16 protein-coding genes are annotated in these 15371 nt (G+C 46.8%); 11 read left to right on the top strand and 5 right to left on the bottom strand.

Annotation, left to right across the window (positions count from 1 at the left end; genetic code table 11):
• The first annotated feature begins 90 nt into the window (after window positions 1-90).
• From L3N51_RS06035 to L3N51_RS06015, 5 genes are all read left to right on the top strand, one after another.
• Window positions 91-1266 (top strand): MFS transporter, encoded by a 1176-nt coding sequence (locus tag L3N51_RS06035; RefSeq protein WP_238026096.1) that lies wholly within the window; start codon window positions 91-93, stop codon window positions 1264-1266.
• Window positions 1267-1315: 49 nt separating this feature from the next.
• Window positions 1316-2635 (top strand): MFS transporter, encoded by a 1320-nt coding sequence (locus L3N51_RS06030; RefSeq protein WP_238026094.1) that lies wholly within the window; start codon window positions 1316-1318, stop codon window positions 2633-2635.
• A gap of 64 nt (window positions 2636-2699) precedes the next feature.
• The gene (locus L3N51_RS06025) at window positions 2700-3092 is read left to right on the top strand and encodes a universal stress protein (RefSeq protein ID WP_238026092.1); all 393 of its coding nucleotides are present in this window, start codon (window positions 2700-2702) and stop codon (window positions 3090-3092) included.
• A 40-nt stretch (window positions 3093-3132) separates the two neighbouring features.
• On the top strand, window positions 3133-4086 hold the full coding sequence (locus L3N51_RS06020) for an ATP-binding cassette domain-containing protein (protein WP_238026090.1): 954 nt from the start codon (window positions 3133-3135) through the stop codon (window positions 4084-4086).
• The gene (locus tag L3N51_RS06015) at window positions 4083-4850 is read left to right on the top strand and encodes an ABC transporter permease (protein WP_238026089.1); all 768 of its coding nucleotides are present in this window, start codon (window positions 4083-4085) and stop codon (window positions 4848-4850) included. The genes L3N51_RS06020 and L3N51_RS06015 overlap by 4 nt, the downstream gene beginning before the upstream one ends.
• Window positions 4851-4852: 2 nt before the next feature.
• On the opposite strand, the gene L3N51_RS06010 is transcribed toward L3N51_RS06015, so the two are convergent.
• Both L3N51_RS06010 and L3N51_RS06005 read right to left on the bottom strand, forming a co-directional pair.
• Complete coding sequence (locus L3N51_RS06010) at window positions 4853-6253, bottom strand: APC family permease (protein ID WP_238026088.1); 1401 nt, start codon at window positions 6251-6253, stop codon at window positions 4853-4855.
• Between the two features lie 189 nt (window positions 6254-6442).
• The gene (locus L3N51_RS06005) at window positions 6443-6763 is read right to left on the bottom strand and encodes a hypothetical protein (RefSeq protein ID WP_238026087.1); all 321 of its coding nucleotides are present in this window, start codon (window positions 6761-6763) and stop codon (window positions 6443-6445) included.
• A gap of 221 nt (window positions 6764-6984) precedes the next feature.
• Between L3N51_RS06005 and L3N51_RS06000 the strand changes: the two genes are divergently transcribed.
• Window positions 6985-7575, top strand: coding sequence for a ParA family protein (locus tag L3N51_RS06000; protein ID WP_238026086.1), 591 nt, complete (start codon window positions 6985-6987; stop codon window positions 7573-7575).
• A gap of 142 nt (window positions 7576-7717) precedes the next feature.
• Entirely contained in the window at window positions 7718-8494 is a 777-nt protein-coding gene (locus L3N51_RS05995) for a cytochrome C oxidase assembly protein (protein WP_238026085.1), read from the top strand.
• Between the two features lie 26 nt (window positions 8495-8520).
• On the opposite strand, the gene L3N51_RS05990 is transcribed toward L3N51_RS05995, so the two are convergent.
• Genes L3N51_RS05990 through L3N51_RS05980 form a run of 3 tightly spaced genes read right to left on the bottom strand, consistent with a single transcriptional unit; the run spans window position 8521 to window position 11408 of the window.
• Window positions 8521-10809 (bottom strand): tRNA(Met) cytidine acetyltransferase TmcA, encoded by a 2289-nt coding sequence (locus L3N51_RS05990; RefSeq protein WP_238026084.1) that lies wholly within the window; start codon window positions 10807-10809, stop codon window positions 8521-8523.
• Window positions 10810-10813: 4 nt separating this feature from the next.
• Window positions 10814-11059, bottom strand: coding sequence for a MazG nucleotide pyrophosphohydrolase domain-containing protein (locus L3N51_RS05985; RefSeq protein WP_238026083.1), 246 nt, complete (start codon window positions 11057-11059; stop codon window positions 10814-10816).
• Window positions 11049-11408, bottom strand: coding sequence for a hypothetical protein (locus L3N51_RS05980; RefSeq protein ID WP_238026082.1), 360 nt, complete (start codon window positions 11406-11408; stop codon window positions 11049-11051). The genes L3N51_RS05985 and L3N51_RS05980 overlap by 11 nt, the downstream gene beginning before the upstream one ends.
• A gap of 41 nt (window positions 11409-11449) precedes the next feature.
• Here L3N51_RS05980 and L3N51_RS05975 point away from each other — a divergent pair, with 41 nt between their 5' ends.
• From L3N51_RS05975 to L3N51_RS05960, 4 genes are all read left to right on the top strand, one after another.
• A complete protein-coding gene (locus L3N51_RS05975) occupies window positions 11450-12877 on the top strand; it encodes a gamma-glutamyltransferase family protein (RefSeq protein ID WP_238026080.1) in 1428 nt (475 codons plus the stop codon).
• Between the two features lie 56 nt (window positions 12878-12933).
• Window positions 12934-13893 carry a zinc metalloprotease HtpX gene (htpX, locus tag L3N51_RS05970; RefSeq protein WP_238026173.1) on the top strand — a complete coding sequence of 320 codons (960 nt, stop codon included), beginning with the start codon at window positions 12934-12936 and terminating at the stop codon, window positions 13891-13893.
• A 60-nt stretch (window positions 13894-13953) separates the two neighbouring features.
• Window positions 13954-15108, top strand: coding sequence for a UDP-sulfoquinovose synthase (agl3, locus tag L3N51_RS05965; protein WP_238026079.1), 1155 nt, complete (start codon window positions 13954-13956; stop codon window positions 15106-15108).
• Window positions 15109-15228: 120 nt separating this feature from the next.
• Window positions 15229-15371: MerR family transcriptional regulator (locus tag L3N51_RS05960; RefSeq protein WP_238026172.1), on the top strand; the 143-nt coding region annotated here is incomplete at its 3' end.

The raw sequence follows: 15371 nt of genomic DNA, 5'->3' as shown, positions 1-15371 counted from the left end.
AGTAATAGCATCTTCTCCTATCAAGGCCTCAACGCTTGCGTTGACAACACAGGAAATATTATTAAGTTTAGTTTGAACCATTTTTTCGAAATGAAACCATACCTTCACGCAACCTTAGCGTCCACAATTGCATGGGCAGGAAACATTTACGATTTATTAATTCTCACCTATGTCTATCAGTACATTGAGGACACATTCCACGTTGATTACGTACTGGTATCCTTGCTCTTCTCCTTTGGCCTGCTGGGGCGGGTTATTGGAGGAACACTATTCGGGAGGTTTTCAGACAGGTACGGAAGGAAACCAGTTCTGATGTTCACTACCCTGGGCTACTCTGCTTTTCATGGACTCATGGCCTTCTCGCCCAACGTGATAGTTTTGTTCATTGCCAGATTATTTGAAGGGATATTCATGGGAGGGGAGTGGACCGCGGGTACTGTCGTTGCGTATGAAAGCGCTCCGGTCTCCATCAGGGGAGTACTCACTGGGATAGTCCAGTCAGGGTACGGGATAGGCTACGCGCTCACGGGTGCCATGTATATCTATTTTTCTCCCTTCATAGCACAGGATTGGAGAATATTTCTGGCCACTGGAACGTTTCCTCTACTTCTGGTGCCCTATATGAAGCTGAAGGTACCCGAGTCCAAGACTGTGAGAGTCTCAAAGGTAAAGGTGGAATACAAGGATTATCTAAACCTCATTCTGAAGTCAACGATGGCCATGGCAGGGATGTTTGTGGCATACTTCTCTGTTTTCGGTAATTACCCAACTTTTGCGGAGAAATTAATTGGAATTTCGGCCTCCACCTTGGGGCTCACTCTCCTCGTCTCCAACTTGGGCTTAGCCATATCATTTATAGTGTTTGGAAGACTGGCAGATAGAATAAACGTGAGGAAACTAATTATTTCAGCACTGGTAACCCTCACCGCTTCCCTGTTCTTCACCGTTCCTGGATTCGTAAACCTAGGTCCGCTTGCCTCAATTATTGCCACGGTGATTTACGCCTCGTCCTGTGGATTTTGGCCACTAATCCCTCTACTTCTTGCCCACTCTGTCCCCATGGAAGTAAGGGGACTCCTGTCGGGGATGTCGTACAACATAGGCGGACTGGTTGGTGGCATAGCCGAGGTAGTTACCGGGATGGCAATGCAATACATGGGAATCGTGGGGATGGCCAAGATCATAGACATAATTAACCTTGTTGCCCTCATCACGGTGTTCATCTCCGTGATAACTTGGCCCAGGGCAGCTATTCACAGCTCCTGAACTCCAGTGTATAAAGTAGATTTATAACCTAGTTATATAACAAAAATTTATGGAACCTTTAGATAAAGTAGATAAGGTTGTGTGGACATCTACGCATACTCTGCTTTTCGCTTCCCTGGCCTTAGGATTCTTCATGTGGGGAACCATAAGTACCATAGCCCCACTCCTGTACCCCTCCATAAACAACGTATTCTTCATCATTGCCCCCATCGTTGCTACGCTGGCGGGAAACTTGATATTTCCCCTTATCTCTGACAGAATGTATGGGAGAAAGAGGACCTTCATTGTTACAATGTCCATGTATGGGATTGGAGCGCTGATCATAGCCATAGTGTCCCTAATCTCTCAATTCACCAAGACTCCCTTGACCAGTACTCCTTTGCTTTTCACCCTAACCTTTGGAATAGTGCTGGGAGTGCTTGGAGTTGAGGGAGAAGTCCCTGTTATGCTATCCTATGCTGCAGAGATGATGCCCTTAAGAAGGAGGGATCAGATACTGGTTCTAGCTCCCAACTTCGATAACGTGGGAGCAATGGTTGCCTCGGTAATTGTCCTGCTCTCCGCGTCATCCAGTAGCCCAACACTGGAGCTACTGTCGCTTTCCCTAACAGCCCTGGTGGGTTTAGCTTTCCTGATAGGGGTGAGACTTAGGCTACCCGAATCCGTCAGATGGCTTTACATGAAGGGGTTAAGAGAGAAAGCTGAGACCGAGCTGTCCAAGCTGGGAAATAGGACCCAGGATACCCAGGAAAATAGAAACGTGAACAAGTTAAGCCTTCTGTCCAGATACTGGTTCCTGGTCGCCATTGCCATATCCCAGTACCTTACCTACGGCCTTATGGCCTTCTACATTGGTGACTTCTACTTCCCAAACCTGGAGAACTTCATAGTGTTCATAGCCAATGTAGGGGCCAGCGCTGCTGGAATTATTGCAGGGTTCGCTGTGAACAGGGTAAAGAGTAGGAAATTTTCCCTCTTCTCCTTCTTGGGAGGAACAATCACGATCCTGGGTATCCTCTTCACGATTAACACGGTTTCCAGTAACATGGGACTATTCTATGGCCTCCTTCTCCTCAATATGGCCTTCAGTGAATTCGGATGGGCAGTGAGAACTATCTACGAACCCCTTATACTCCCCAGCACCAATAGGGCTTTCATGATAGGGCTCGTCAGGGTATTTCCCATCACGTTAAGCTCGCTCTCAGTTTACTTCACGAGCTTCCTTAACTCACCATTCCTTTACGTGCTATACAATACTGCACTATGGGCCCTTGGTGCAGTTGCCACAATAACCTGGTATTTCAAGGGCTATGATGTTAACATGACTCCCATAGAAGTTTCATCCCAAAGTACCGTGAAAGAGGGTTAAAGTGATAATTTTTTAATTATCATGATAAAAAGCTCATATACTACGATGTTAATATATTATAGTCATGAAAATTGTTTTAGCCTATGATGGATCCGATTACGCCAGAAAGGCGTTACTATTTACCTTGAAACTCATGAGGGACAGTGATGAGCTTCACATGGTTACAGTTGTAAAGGAAATACCAAGGAGCCCGGAACAGGTGACCATCGAGAGCGATAAGAAGGCTGAAGAGGCCTTAAACGCCGTGAAGAGGGAAATTGAGGGCTATAAGGTGGCCACTAAGGTTCTGGAATCAGCGGATGTACCTTCCGCTATCATAGATTACTGTAACAAGATTGAATGCGATCTCATTGTAACGGGGAGCAGGGGATTAACTGGGATTAAGAAGATTGTGCTGGGCAGCGTATCCAACGAGCTGGTCAGCAGATCTGACATCCCAGTTCTCGTGGTAAAGTGATAAGATATATCTTTTTTACTCTATAATCCGATATTCACCTATGTATTCCATAGAGACAGAAAATCTCACAAAGAAATATGGAGATTTTGTTGCGGTCGATCACATATCCTTCAAGGTGGAGAAGGGAGAAATATTTGGCCTCTTGGGTCCCAACGGCGCTGGGAAAACAACAACCATCAAAATGCTCACGGGGCTAACACCTCCCACTGAGGGAGATGCAGTAATTGCGGGGTATAGCATAAGGAAAAACCCCATTGAGGTAAAGTCAAGGATCGGATGGATCTCATCAGAGGTGATACTGGATGATGATCTCACTGCATGGGAGAACCTGGAAATTCAGGCAAGACTCACGGGCGTGAGGAACTGGAAGGAGAGGGCTACCTCCCTACTGAAGTACTTCGGTATTCTAGACTTCGCCAACAGGAAGACAGGGAAGTTCTCCACTGGAATGAGGAAGAAACTTGAGGTGTCCATGGCCTTACTCAACTCGCCTGAGGTAATCTTTATGGATGAGCCCACCATAGGGCTTGACGTTAACACTAGGGCAACCATGTGGAACCTGATAAGGGAGATAAATAGGGACTACCAGGTAACCATACTCCTCACAACCCACTACATGGAGGAGGCGGACTCGTTATGTTCGAGGATAGGAATCATTAACAAGGGGAAGATAATAGCCCTGGGCACCCCTGAGGAGTTGAAGTCCAGGTATGGTGGAGATATCATCGAGATTGAGCTCAAGAACGGCACCAATGTGAACGTTGGGTTTGAGAACGCAGTCGTGACCAATGGTAAGGTTAGGATAAAGGTAAGCAATGCTGAAACCATGCTAATGGACGTGATAAGGGCCATAGGCAACGACAACATTAAGGGCATAAAGATAAACAAGTCCAGCTTGGACACGGTTTTCATCAATCTCACTGGAGGAACTATTGAGGAACAGGACTTTGATGCGAGAAGGTTCTACGCAATGATAAGGAGGGCGAGAAGATGATGGACAGACTTTACGCCCTCTACATGAGGGAGGCAAAGAGGATTTTCAGAAGCGTTTACATGTGGATAATGCTTATCTCCCAGCCCATAATGTGGCTAGTGTTCTTCGGAAGTAGTTTTTCTGGAGTGCCGTCCCAGGTTCTAACAAGTTTCTTCCATACTACAAACTATATCGCCTTCATCCTGCCGGGCGAACTGTCAATATCCATGCTTTTCGTGGGGATGTTCAGTTCCATGAGTCTAATCCAGGACAAGAGGTTTGGCTATCTCAAGAGGGTACTCATCACGCCTACGCCCAAGTATGACGTGTTCCTAGCTAAGACATTGGGGGGAATGACCAGGGGTCTACTCCAGGTTCCCATTCTGCTGGTGGCCAGTTACTTCTTGGGGGTCAGGCTGGATCTCACTCCTCTCTCCCTAGGCGTGCTCTTCCTATCACTGGCCTTCGTGGGTATAGGTTTCTCCTCTCTGTACTCCATGTTTACCTTAAAAACGGCCGACTGGCAGGCTCCTGGAGTGATCTCCAACCTGATAAACCTTCCCCTTATGTTCTCAAGCACGGCTCTGTTTCCCAAGGCTTTCTTCCCCGGATGGCTAAGGGCAATAAGTGACGTTAATCCCCTTACTTATGCCGCCGAACTGAACAGGGGAATGCTACTTTACAATGATCCATCATGGAACTACTTGGGATATCTAGCAATGTTTGCCTTAGTTATGGTGCTGTTGGGAAGTATATTAACAAATAAATATCTAAATGCAGAATAAAACTAGTTAGGAATTTTCTTCTTGAGTCTTTCCATGTATTCCTCAATTGTGATCACTTGATTGTTTTCGTCGACTACAAGGGATCCCGGCCTCCCCTTCCTCCCTATCATTGCATACCAGACTGCAATTATCAAGACAATGGCTACAAGTGTGTAGATCGAGAACATATCAGGTGAGGAAAGAGACTCCCCAACTCCCCATACGTTTAGGGCAGTAGCCACCAGGGGGATCAATAATGTGTTCCAGGATAGTTGACCTATTCTGTAGTAAAATACCGGAACCCCAAACCCATCCACAATTCTACCCGTGAGCCAGAATATTCCAGTAATAACGCTTACCACAGCGAACGCATTGGAGACGCCTAGGCCAAGAACTGAGAATACTACTACTAGAGTTGAAAGGCCACCTATCATCATGGTCGCAACGAGGGGTTCACCATTCCTTGCAGTCCTTGCCAGAAACATTGGTGCTGACTTTTCCCTCGCTAGGTTAAACAGAATTCTGGCCGATCCCAGGGTAGTTCCAATGTTTGAGGCGAGTAAGCTGTTCGCAGCTAACACCAGAGCAATTATCATGGGTATCTTGCCATACTGGAACATTTCATATATGAGGGGTTGTGGGGAATTGGCCAGTGCTGAGAGGGAACCGTTCCATAACGCTACTAACGCATAAGTCCCCAAAAACATGGCTATTCCTCCTATGAGCAGAGATAACCACATTCCCTGAGTTATGGTCTTGTATGGTTTCTTGGCCTCTTCCCCCAGGTAAGAAGCTGCTCCGGCCCCTGAAATGCTCACCATGGAGAGCACAAATGCCTGAGCAATATCACTTCCGCTGACGCCGTCTGGTGTGAAGTACTCAGGATGAAATGGCTTAGATAATGAAAGAACGAATAGTCCCAGCAGGAGAACAACCTCGGCGGAGGCACTTATGGTAACAACGTATCCCAAAAGTTTCTTGATATCAGTTAGGGAGATTAAAGTTGGGTAAGCTAAACCGAGGCCTATAACCAGTGGTTCAACCCACCATGGGGTGGAAAAGCCAATAACCTGGAGGCCTATACTCACCAGCAGGTACAGAGTGATGGCATTGACTGCGTTAAGTAGGGAGTATGCGAAAACCTCAGTTAGGGCCTCAAAGAACGACACAGTCTTATTTCTCCAGGCGCTATAACCGAAGGTGTAATAGCCTCCAGGGGATGCCACCCTTCTAGTATAACTTGTGAGAGTGTAGATCCAGAGGGCACTGCCAAGTAAAGCAAGCAATGTGGTAAACACAACTGAGTGACCTGCATATAGTATAGCCGCCGTTGATGTGGAAACAACGCTACCTAAAGGTGCAGTGACTGCCATAGCTTGCCCGTATGCTTCTTTAAGAGAAAGAACACCTCGGCTTAACTTCATGATCTCCCTTTAAGCTTTTCGATCCTAAAAGTTTAAAAAATTTCCCTGGAAAAATCCTCCGTTTTCATCAAAGCTTAAAGGGTGAATCCCTTAAAAAGAGTATATTTGGCTTAAAGGGAAAAAGAAAGATATTCATTCCTCCTGGAGGACATTTTTATCATGTTTAGAGTTAAGGAACAGATGACTATATTAAGAGGTTACCTGCTGTGGCTCGTTTAATTCTGTCAGGGTCTTGATGACGCCATCAAACCTTGCCTTCATCTCTGGTGGAAAGGGTTTTTTGGGTTGAATACTTTTTAACTGATTTAATGCTTCTTTTAGAGAAGTTTTAAGTTTATTCGAATCTCCCGAATAATAGGAGGACTTTATGGATCTAGCAACATTCTTGATTTTCTCGTAGTCCTCCTGGGTTATATTGCCCTCCCTGACCAGATAGGTTTCTGCATCCGTCACAACGAGCGGGAGCTGTAGGTCAATAAGTTTCCAGACCTTGGATATAAACAGGTCCATGCTGATCGATCTACATCAACTCGTTTAAGGTAATAAATAGACTCGTTTAAAGAAGAACTTCTTGGCCTTGGGGTATAATTTAGCTTCGCTCAGTTTGACGTTTCTTCGTCGTATCCCTGTAGAGATTTAAGCTAGGATCGCCTGATGAAACTTTGGATTTACCTGAACAGGGATTATCTCCTCTAACTCTTGAAGGTTTTAATACTTCTATTAAATCTTATGTGTTGTTGATAAAGATAAACGTACTTGGAGTAAAGGAGGGAGTCGGTAAAACAAGTGTGGCTCTATCTCTGTCCAGGGAGCTTGCCAGATTCGGTAAGACTCTAATTGTGGATAAGACTCCTACCTGTGGCCTTGGAAGAAAAATGTGGATAACCGATGACATGCTGTGCGATGGTAATCTCTGTATGCTCAAACTTTTCAGAAAGCCATTTAGAATTGACTCTAAGGACCTGGAGAGGGCATCGGAAAAGTTAAAAGAAGTTTACTCCAAGGGATGGGATTACGTGGTGATAGATAACTTTTCGTGCGCTATTCCAGATAATCCGATCATAAAATTGGACATAGATTCCCTACCAATTTTCGTCACAGATCCGCTGAATCTTAAGGTGACACTGGAATATAGTGATAAGTTTTACAGCAAGTTCGGTCTGGTGATTAACCAGGTTCCCGAGGGATACAATATTTCTAGGAAACTGGAAAAACTTTTCCAGATTGTGGTGAGTATACCCTTCATTGAGGAGTCTCGTTTTGGTGGATATCTTCAATCTATTGTAGAAAGCATAATGGAAAGGACGACTCAATTCATGTAGGCGAGACGCGTAAGCAAGGTGAGTAAGATATATACATCACCAAGTTAAGCAATAGATATACCCTTCCCAGTTCCCTAATTAAGCCAGTTTGTTAACTCCTGGTTCATTAAACTATTTTACCGGCTCGCTTCTACTCTATCTCATGCTATACACTTTAGGAATTGTTGCGTCAATCTTGGCCGGTATGACTGTTGTACTGGGCGGTATTGTAGAGGGTTATGGGTATGGTCTATCCTTAGGTACCAAGTGGCCCTATACCAGAGATATTCACCAAGTGGCCATGAAGGGAGATCCGGAGGCGTTACACAGGATCAGCGCAACCATTGTAGGACTGATATCCCTTGCATTTCTAGTAATGTCACCCTCATTCATTACCCTCGTGGGATTTGTGGCAGTGGTATTTACAGCACTTCTTGGAATGGCAACTCTATACGTTCTTGCGGGAAAGTTACCCTCGATATTTCAGGGCCTTCACGACATAGCTGCCTACACCACATTCGTTACGTACCTTCTTATCTTTCTGGAAGGGCTAGGTTATCACGTAAACGTTATCCAATTCCTTGAAGAGGCTATAATACCTCCGCACTTCCTGTATTTCGTAATCTTCATGGGAGGAGTGGTGACGGGACTGAGAAGAATGTCTAGGCCCATAGGCCAAGTTAGAAAGCCACAGGGGAAAATACAGTGGGCGTGGGCTATTCATGGGATTCTTGCTGTGATATTCGTATTCGCTGTGATATATCTTCACTACTGGTTAACCCTGCTATTCACAGTACTTGAAATTGGTGCTGGCCTCTGGGTATACAGGTCAATCAATAAGAACCCTGAAAAGCCAGGAATGTCCATTGGTTTCCATCAACTTTTCTCTCTATTAACGGTGGTAGCAATAATTCTCAACTCCCTAGCCATTGTTGCCTGATCAGTTGAGATGCATTATATCACAATTCATCGTGTTGTGAACTCATCATCCAGATCGGGTAACGAAATCGCAATTTCTCCTTCCTCATCCAAGTTATAATATCTTTTTGCGAGAATCTGCACCGCCTCATGTATGGCCTCCGTGGAGTTGGTCCTACCCTTTCCCACTACAACGTTCAGATACGACCATGGCATTCCCTGAAGAACCTTGGCCAAGAGCACCTTCTCCAAGTCGTCATCCAGTTTCCAATCTCTTTTACCGTCCCAGAAATACTTCATGACCAGAACGTGAATCGCATCTGCTGAGGATTCATATGGGCTCGTTCCCTGAAGAAATGCCACCAGTTTTGCCAGATGGACCCTGTTCAACTTTACGTCCTGATGCGCCTTACTACCCTGTAGAAGTAACATGGCCATGTCCGGGGTCATGTTGAAGTAGACGTCATGTATGGTATTCAACAGCTTCTCCTTGAACACGTAGGAGGCTATTCCCACAACCCTCTTGGAAAGATCGGATATGGGATAAATAACCACTACTGGAAAATCTCCAAACTTTTCGTTTCTCTTTGGAGAGACATGAACGGGGGTAAAACCGTTCCTGATCCAGAATCTCAGGACCTTTGGATCACCCATGAATGAGGATCCAACCCAGTCAATCCCCTTAGCCCTGGCGTCGTCAAGTATCATTTGGAGGAGCTGACTTCCAAATCCCTTGTCCTGAAGTTCTGGGACCGTGGCTATCCTCACTATTCTCCAACCACTAAGCTTTCCCACCTCTCTTATCCTCACATGTTTCAGTAACCTATCGGGAATTAGATCTCCGTCGAAGGTCCCTCCCTTAAGGGCCAGATCTATCATGGAGTCGGAGAGGTTTCCCTCCTCCGAGATCTGGGAGACTGAGATGAAACCGTCCTCTGCCCTTATGGCCTTCAGGATGTGATGGGGTCCGTCTCCCATGATCATCAGATCGTCTGGATTGTTACGATAGTGGGCAGACACTAGAATACCATACGCCTGAGACAACTGTACATCGTCGGAGAATAGCTTCTCCTTGTCTAGCGTGACGAACTCCACGGATTCCAGGCTTCTTGGCCTAGCCGGTTCAGGGTTGAGAAGCAGGGCGTCATAGAGCCATTTCTCCACTGGATCACCTTCGGCATAGCGCAAGGGTTTGCTCATGGTTAGCCAACGTGCCCAGGCCTTTCTCTCTTCTAGAATGTTCTTGAGGTATCGTAAAAAGGCCTTTCCTGATCCCTCATAACCGTAAACTGTGGAAACGAAGACTACCTTTCTCCATCTGTTGACATATTGAGCCAGCAGATTTATCCCGATCGCCGCAGCTTCGTCCACAACTAGAAAAGTCCCATCCTCTCCCACGGCGGTCTCTGGGGAAACGTAAACAACTGAGAAGTTATCACCCCTGATTGCTCTCACAATCCCCACATCAGACATCTCAGCTTCGTTGGGGACCTGAAGCGCGTCAAGACCCCTCTTTGCGAACTCCATAATCTGCGATGCTGAGGCGAGAGAAGGGGCAGTTATTACAACCCTAGTTCTTTCGCGATTGGAGTCCGCTATCAGAGCCGCAATACCCAGCCCAGTAACAGCGCTCTTTCCCCTCCCCCTAGGGGCTGTTATCACGAGAATCCTCTTGCCTCCCCTGTACATGATCCTGAACTCTTCCAGAACCCTGTCCTGCTCGTCGGTGAGGCAAAGATCATGAAGTTCCTTTGGGAAGTACATGCTTCTCAACGGTCTCTTCTCAGTGGTGAGTCTAACCTCACCTGTGAAGGGTTTAGCCTCGTAACTCAACTCTATCCTGAACACACCCTCGTGCTCAGCCAACTTCCTTCTGAATCTCTGTTCATAGTAATCGTGAACTACCCCCTTTCTGGCAATGGAATTTCGAAATATCTTGTTCTGTGTCAGGTTGTCAGTGTACATCACCACTAGTCCTCCTCCGCTGGTTAGATCAGTTAGCCTGCCCACGTAGTTGGGCTGAAAGTTGTCCACAAGATCCAGGACTACCAAGTCATATGTCCTTCCCAGATAATACTCTGAGCTCGAGTAATCTATGTCGTCCACCTGCTTCAGTAGATCTTTCACCGCGACGAACCTATCCTTGGACCCGGTAGCCCAAGGGTGAAAGGCATAAGCCCTCCTCGTACCTCCCTGAGTTTCGTTGAAAAGAGTCAGCACATGCCTCAAATCCTCCAGGTAGTCAGGTCTTTCTATGAAAACCAAGTTCCTGTAGAATCTCTTCCTTGAATCTATGAGCGCTTCCCTCAGTGCAGAAAAGAACTCCTCTCTGTTCATGCTGTCACAATCCGTACTTTTTCTTTAAAGCTTCCTCCACGTCAACACCCGTCAGGTTAGCTATTGATATGGCCCAAGCTATCACGTCCGCAAGCTCCTCCTCAACGGATCCCCTCTCACCCTGCAGAAGAGCCTCAGCCAGTTCGCCCACCTCTTCGGTGAACCAAGTGAAGGTACCGAAAATTCCCCTCTCCTTATCCTTCTCGAAATACATCTCCCTCAACCTGTTTTGTAATTCCCTAACTTCCAACTCTCATCTCACTCCTTATCAGGCGTATATCTTCGTCGGTTAGAGGTATGGAAAACCTTTTCCTTATATCTCCTTCCGTATTCACGAAAAGTACTATCACACTCCTGGTGGAGGAGATGCTGTCCAGGAAGTTCCTGTCAATGAAATACTCCACATAAAGCGGATTGTCCTCCCTATCCAGTATTACATGCCTCAGCAGAACGTTCCCTCCCTCCCTGTCCACCTCCAGTTGTACCGGTGCGTCGTCTGACCCTGGTAGATCCTCCGTAACGCAGACAACCTCGCTGTCCCTGTAAGGGAGACAGCTGTCCTTCTCCACTCGCTCTAGAAAGTCCTTGGAAATCCTCAAGGATATCTAAGGTTTATTTGTTGCCATGTTATTAAGGAAATATGCCAACAGCTGCGGGTAGGAGAATTGTAGCCTCCCAGAATTACGTTGCGAGTTACGTGGGAGCAAAGATACTTGAGCAGGGTGGAAACGCGTTTGACGCAGCCATAGCAGTGAGCGCAACCCTTTCAGTAGTTATACCCCACACGAGTGGGTTAGGGGGAGATGGACTACTCCTGGCTAAAACCCCGGAGGGTATTATTGCCATAAACTCCACTGGATGGGCACCCAAGGCCATTGGGGAGGAAAAGATAGATCCCAGAAGTCCCAGGTCAATTGTGGTTCCAGGTCTGGTGGAACTCTGGCATGCCATGGAGGATTATACTACCATGAGCCTTGACAGACTTCTGGAACCGGCAATTAAACTAGCAGTGAACGGGTTTTACGTGGGAAGAGGCCTCCATCATGCCATAGTCAACTCTGAAAGACTTACTCAAGACTGGCAATCACTTTACGGTGGAAAGAGGTTCGGAGACAGAATAAAGGTTAGGGGAGTCGGGGAGGTACTAAGAAGAGTGGCAAGGGACCCCAGATCATTTTACGAAGGGGAAGTTGCGGAGGAACTGGTGGATGGACTTAAAAGAAGGGGTGTCCCAGTGGAGCTGGAGGACTTCAGTGAGTTCAAGGCAGAGAAGGTGGAGTTGCTTAGGACTAACTACAGGGGGTATACGGTTTACGAATTTCCTCCTAACACCCAAGGGATCACAACCCTGCAGATCCTTAAGATGGTTGAGATGACTGGGATAAACAAATTGCCCTACAATGACGTGAAGAGGGTGAACGAGCACGTCAGGATCTCAGCTCTGGCATACGAGGATAGGGATCAGTACGTTGCAGACCCCAGGTTCCATCCATTACCGGCCTTCCTACTGGATAACAATTACCTCACTCAAAGGCTCATGGAGGTTGGGATGGAGGCTAAGGTTAACCAGGATGGGGATACGACGTTTTTCACTGTAGCAGACGAGGAAAACAGAGTGGGTTTCATACAGAGCCTGTTCCAGCCCTTCGGATCTGGGATTGTGGTGAACGACATAGTGTTCAACAACCGAGGCGATAACTTCACCGAGGGAAGAAATAAGCCAGAGGGAAGAAAGCGCCCGCTTCATACCCTTTCCATACTTTACGCTGAGGGAAAGGACGACGAGCTTATCATTGGATGTGCAGGTGGAGATTTAAGACCTCAGATTCACTCGGAAGTTCTGGAGTATTACGTAGATTACATGATGGAGATTGATGAGGCCGTTAATGCCCCAAGGTTCATGTTCACTGGAAACAAGGTTGTCGCGGAAAGCAGGCTGGGTACTCCTTCCACCAAACTGGAACCCTTCTCCCCGCAAGTGGGAATAGTTCAAGCCCTTAAGACAAAGAAGGACATGCACGTAGCCGTTGCGGATCCAAGGAGCGAAGGAGTGTCTCTCCCTGTGTAAAGAGGTATCTTGAAAATCTTTTTTATCCCATCTTTGCATCATATACTTTGATACAGATGAACTTAGTCTCAATCAAACTTAAACTTGGAATGATACTACTAAGTCTCGCTGTCTTAGTGGCAGGTTTTGCCCTAGTCTACGGAGTATTGGGTTACCTGTATGGGTCGTTTACCCCTTACATTATAGTTGGTGCACTGATTCTGGTGGGAATAATAAACGTGATTCAGTGGCTTGTGGGTCCCTACCTGATAAACGCCATGTACAGGGCTAAGGAGGTGACCCCGGCTGACCCACAATATGGCTGGTTGGTTAACCTCGTGGATGAGGTAGCACTCTACAACAAGATTGGTACTCCTAAGGTATATATCGCAGATGTTCCGTTCCCTAACGCTTTCGCGTACGGAAGCCCCATAGCGGGGAAGAGGGTTGCCATAACTCTTCCCCTTTTGAGGGTACTCACTCCTGATGAGATCAAGGCTGTACTAGGTCATGAACTTGGTCACCTGAAACACAAGGATGTGGAGCTCCTCCTGGCCATAGGACTCATCCCTGCCATAATGTACTGGATTGGATACTCGTTAATGTGGAGCGGTTTCCTTGGTGGAGGAGGGGGACAGAGGAACGGATCCCTTTACGCCTGGGCAATAGGGATAGGCCTTCTGGTTGTCAGCTTCATTTTCCAGTTCTTCATCCTAGCCATAAACAGGATGAGAGAGGCCTATGCCGATTTCAATTCAGCCAAGACAGTACCAGGTGGTGCAGATAACCTGGAGAGAGCTCTAGCCAAGATAACCCTGGCTGTGGATCCCAGAGCAGTGGAGAGGTACAGAAACAAGAATAACGTCATGAAGATGCTGTTCTTTACGTCAACAACTCCTCAAGAGGTGTACGGGAACGTGGACGAACTCATAAACTACTGGAAGACTGAAAGGGTGCCCTGGTATGCTGACTTCTTCAGTGATCATCCCCATCCAGCCAAAAGGATACAGATGCTGGAGAAACTGAAGTACCAATGAGTTTCTTTTTCATTTCGTCTCTAGTCAGAAAATTTTTAGTCTAACCTCAAATAGGTTTTTATGAAGGCTTTAATCCTTGGTATTGACGGCTACATAGGATGGGCCCTGGCTCTCAGACTGGTGGCCAAGGGGCATGAGGTTGCGGGCATTGACAACCTCTCCACAAGAAGATTCTCGGCTGAGGTTGGGTCCGATTCCGCGTTCCCCTTACCGTCCCCAAAGGAAAGGGTTGAAGCGGTGAGGAGGAAATTAGGTGCCGATATCAGGTTTATAGTGGGCGATGCGAAGGACAAGGTATTGCTCGAGGAGACCATTAGGGACTTCAAACCGGACGTGATAGTTCATTTTGCAGAGCAGAGATCGGCACCATACTCGATGAAGGACTATGAGCATGCCTGGTACACCCTTGAAAATAACCTGAAATCGACGCTGAGCCTCCTTTACGCCGTGAGCGAGGTAGACCCATCGATTCACATTCTCAAGATGGGGACTATGGGCGAGTACGGTACTCCAAACTTTGACATCCCCGAGTCAGCATTCGTGAAGGCTATCATTCAGGGGAAGGAGGATGTTATCCCTACTCCAAAGTGGGGTGGCTCCTACTATCACTGGAGCAAGATATTCGATACCTTTCTGATTCTCTTTAAGGGTAAGCTTTCCAACCTTACCGTAACCGACATAATGCAGGGGCCTGTTTACGGAACTAGGACCGAGGAAATAACGGAAGAGGAACTGAGAACCAGGTTTGATTTCGACGAGACGTGGGGAACAGTGATAAACAGGTACTGTGTGGAGGCTGTCCTAGGTCTACCCCTCACACCCTATGGTAAGGGGAAACAGACTAGAGGTTTCATCTCCCTAGAGGATAGCGTGGAGGCATTGAGGCTCTTGATAGAAAATCCACCCAAGGATGGCGAGTACAGGGTTGTTAACCAGTTTGCAGAAGTTTACAACGTGAGGCAACTGGCCGAGATAGTGAAGAACGCTGCGGAAGAGTTAGGGTTAAAGGTTGATATAACTCACGTAAAGAATCCCAGAGTGGAGGCGGAGGAACACTACTATAACCCTGAAGTTAAGGTCCTTCCATCTCTGGGATTTAAACCCAAGAGAAACATTCGGGACGAGACCAAGGTTATGATAAAGGACCTCTTGCCTTACAAGGAGAGACTTGAAGGTTTTAAACACGTCATAATGCCCAAGACGGTATGGAAATGAAGAAAAGATCGATTCACTCATACTGAACCTGTAGCTAGGAGAATGAATTCCCTATCCGCCGTTGAAAACTGTTTCCGTTAAAGCGCGCAGTTTAAATACTTTGTATACAAATCAAATACAATGCTGAGGCCCAGGGAAGTGTGCCAGAGACTGGGAATCTCATACAGAACGCTGCAGGAATACGTGAAAAAGGGGTACATAAAACCAGAGAGATTGCCATCTGGGAAAATGAGATTTCGGGAGGAGGACGTTGAGAGATTGGC

It is taken from the genome of Metallosphaera javensis (ex Hofmann et al. 2022), from assembly GCF_022064045.1.
GTDB lineage: Archaea > Thermoproteota > Thermoprotei_A > Sulfolobales > Sulfolobaceae > Metallosphaera > Metallosphaera javensis.
The sequence above is the reverse complement of the archived record's forward strand: the minus strand, read 5'-3'. Positions and strand labels throughout refer to the sequence as shown.

Coding starts and splice junctions, on each gene's coding strand:
- L3N51_RS06035 (WP_238026096.1), top strand. CDS start 91: ATGAAACCATACCTTCACGCAACCTTAGCGTCCACAATTGCATGGGCA.
- L3N51_RS06030 (WP_238026094.1), top strand. CDS start 1,316: ATGGAACCTTTAGATAAAGTAGATAAGGTTGTGTGGACATCTACGCAT.
- L3N51_RS06025 (WP_238026092.1), top strand. CDS start 2,700: ATGAAAATTGTTTTAGCCTATGATGGATCCGATTACGCCAGAAAGGCG.
- L3N51_RS06020 (WP_238026090.1), top strand. CDS start 3,133: ATGTATTCCATAGAGACAGAAAATCTCACAAAGAAATATGGAGATTTT.
- L3N51_RS06015 (WP_238026089.1), top strand. CDS start 4,083: ATGATGGACAGACTTTACGCCCTCTACATGAGGGAGGCAAAGAGGATT.
- L3N51_RS06010 (WP_238026088.1), bottom strand. CDS start 6,253: ATGAAGTTAAGCCGAGGTGTTCTTTCTCTTAAAGAAGCATACGGGCAA.
- L3N51_RS06005 (WP_238026087.1), bottom strand. CDS start 6,763: ATGGACCTGTTTATATCCAAGGTCTGGAAACTTATTGACCTACAGCTC.
- L3N51_RS05995 (WP_238026085.1), top strand. CDS start 7,718: ATGCTATACACTTTAGGAATTGTTGCGTCAATCTTGGCCGGTATGACT.
- L3N51_RS05990 (WP_238026084.1), bottom strand. CDS start 10,809: ATGAACAGAGAGGAGTTCTTTTCTGCACTGAGGGAAGCGCTCATAGAT.
- L3N51_RS05975 (WP_238026080.1), top strand. CDS start 11,450: ATGCCAACAGCTGCGGGTAGGAGAATTGTAGCCTCCCAGAATTACGTT.
- htpX (WP_238026173.1), top strand. CDS start 12,934: ATGAACTTAGTCTCAATCAAACTTAAACTTGGAATGATACTACTAAGT.
- agl3 (WP_238026079.1), top strand. CDS start 13,954: ATGAAGGCTTTAATCCTTGGTATTGACGGCTACATAGGATGGGCCCTG.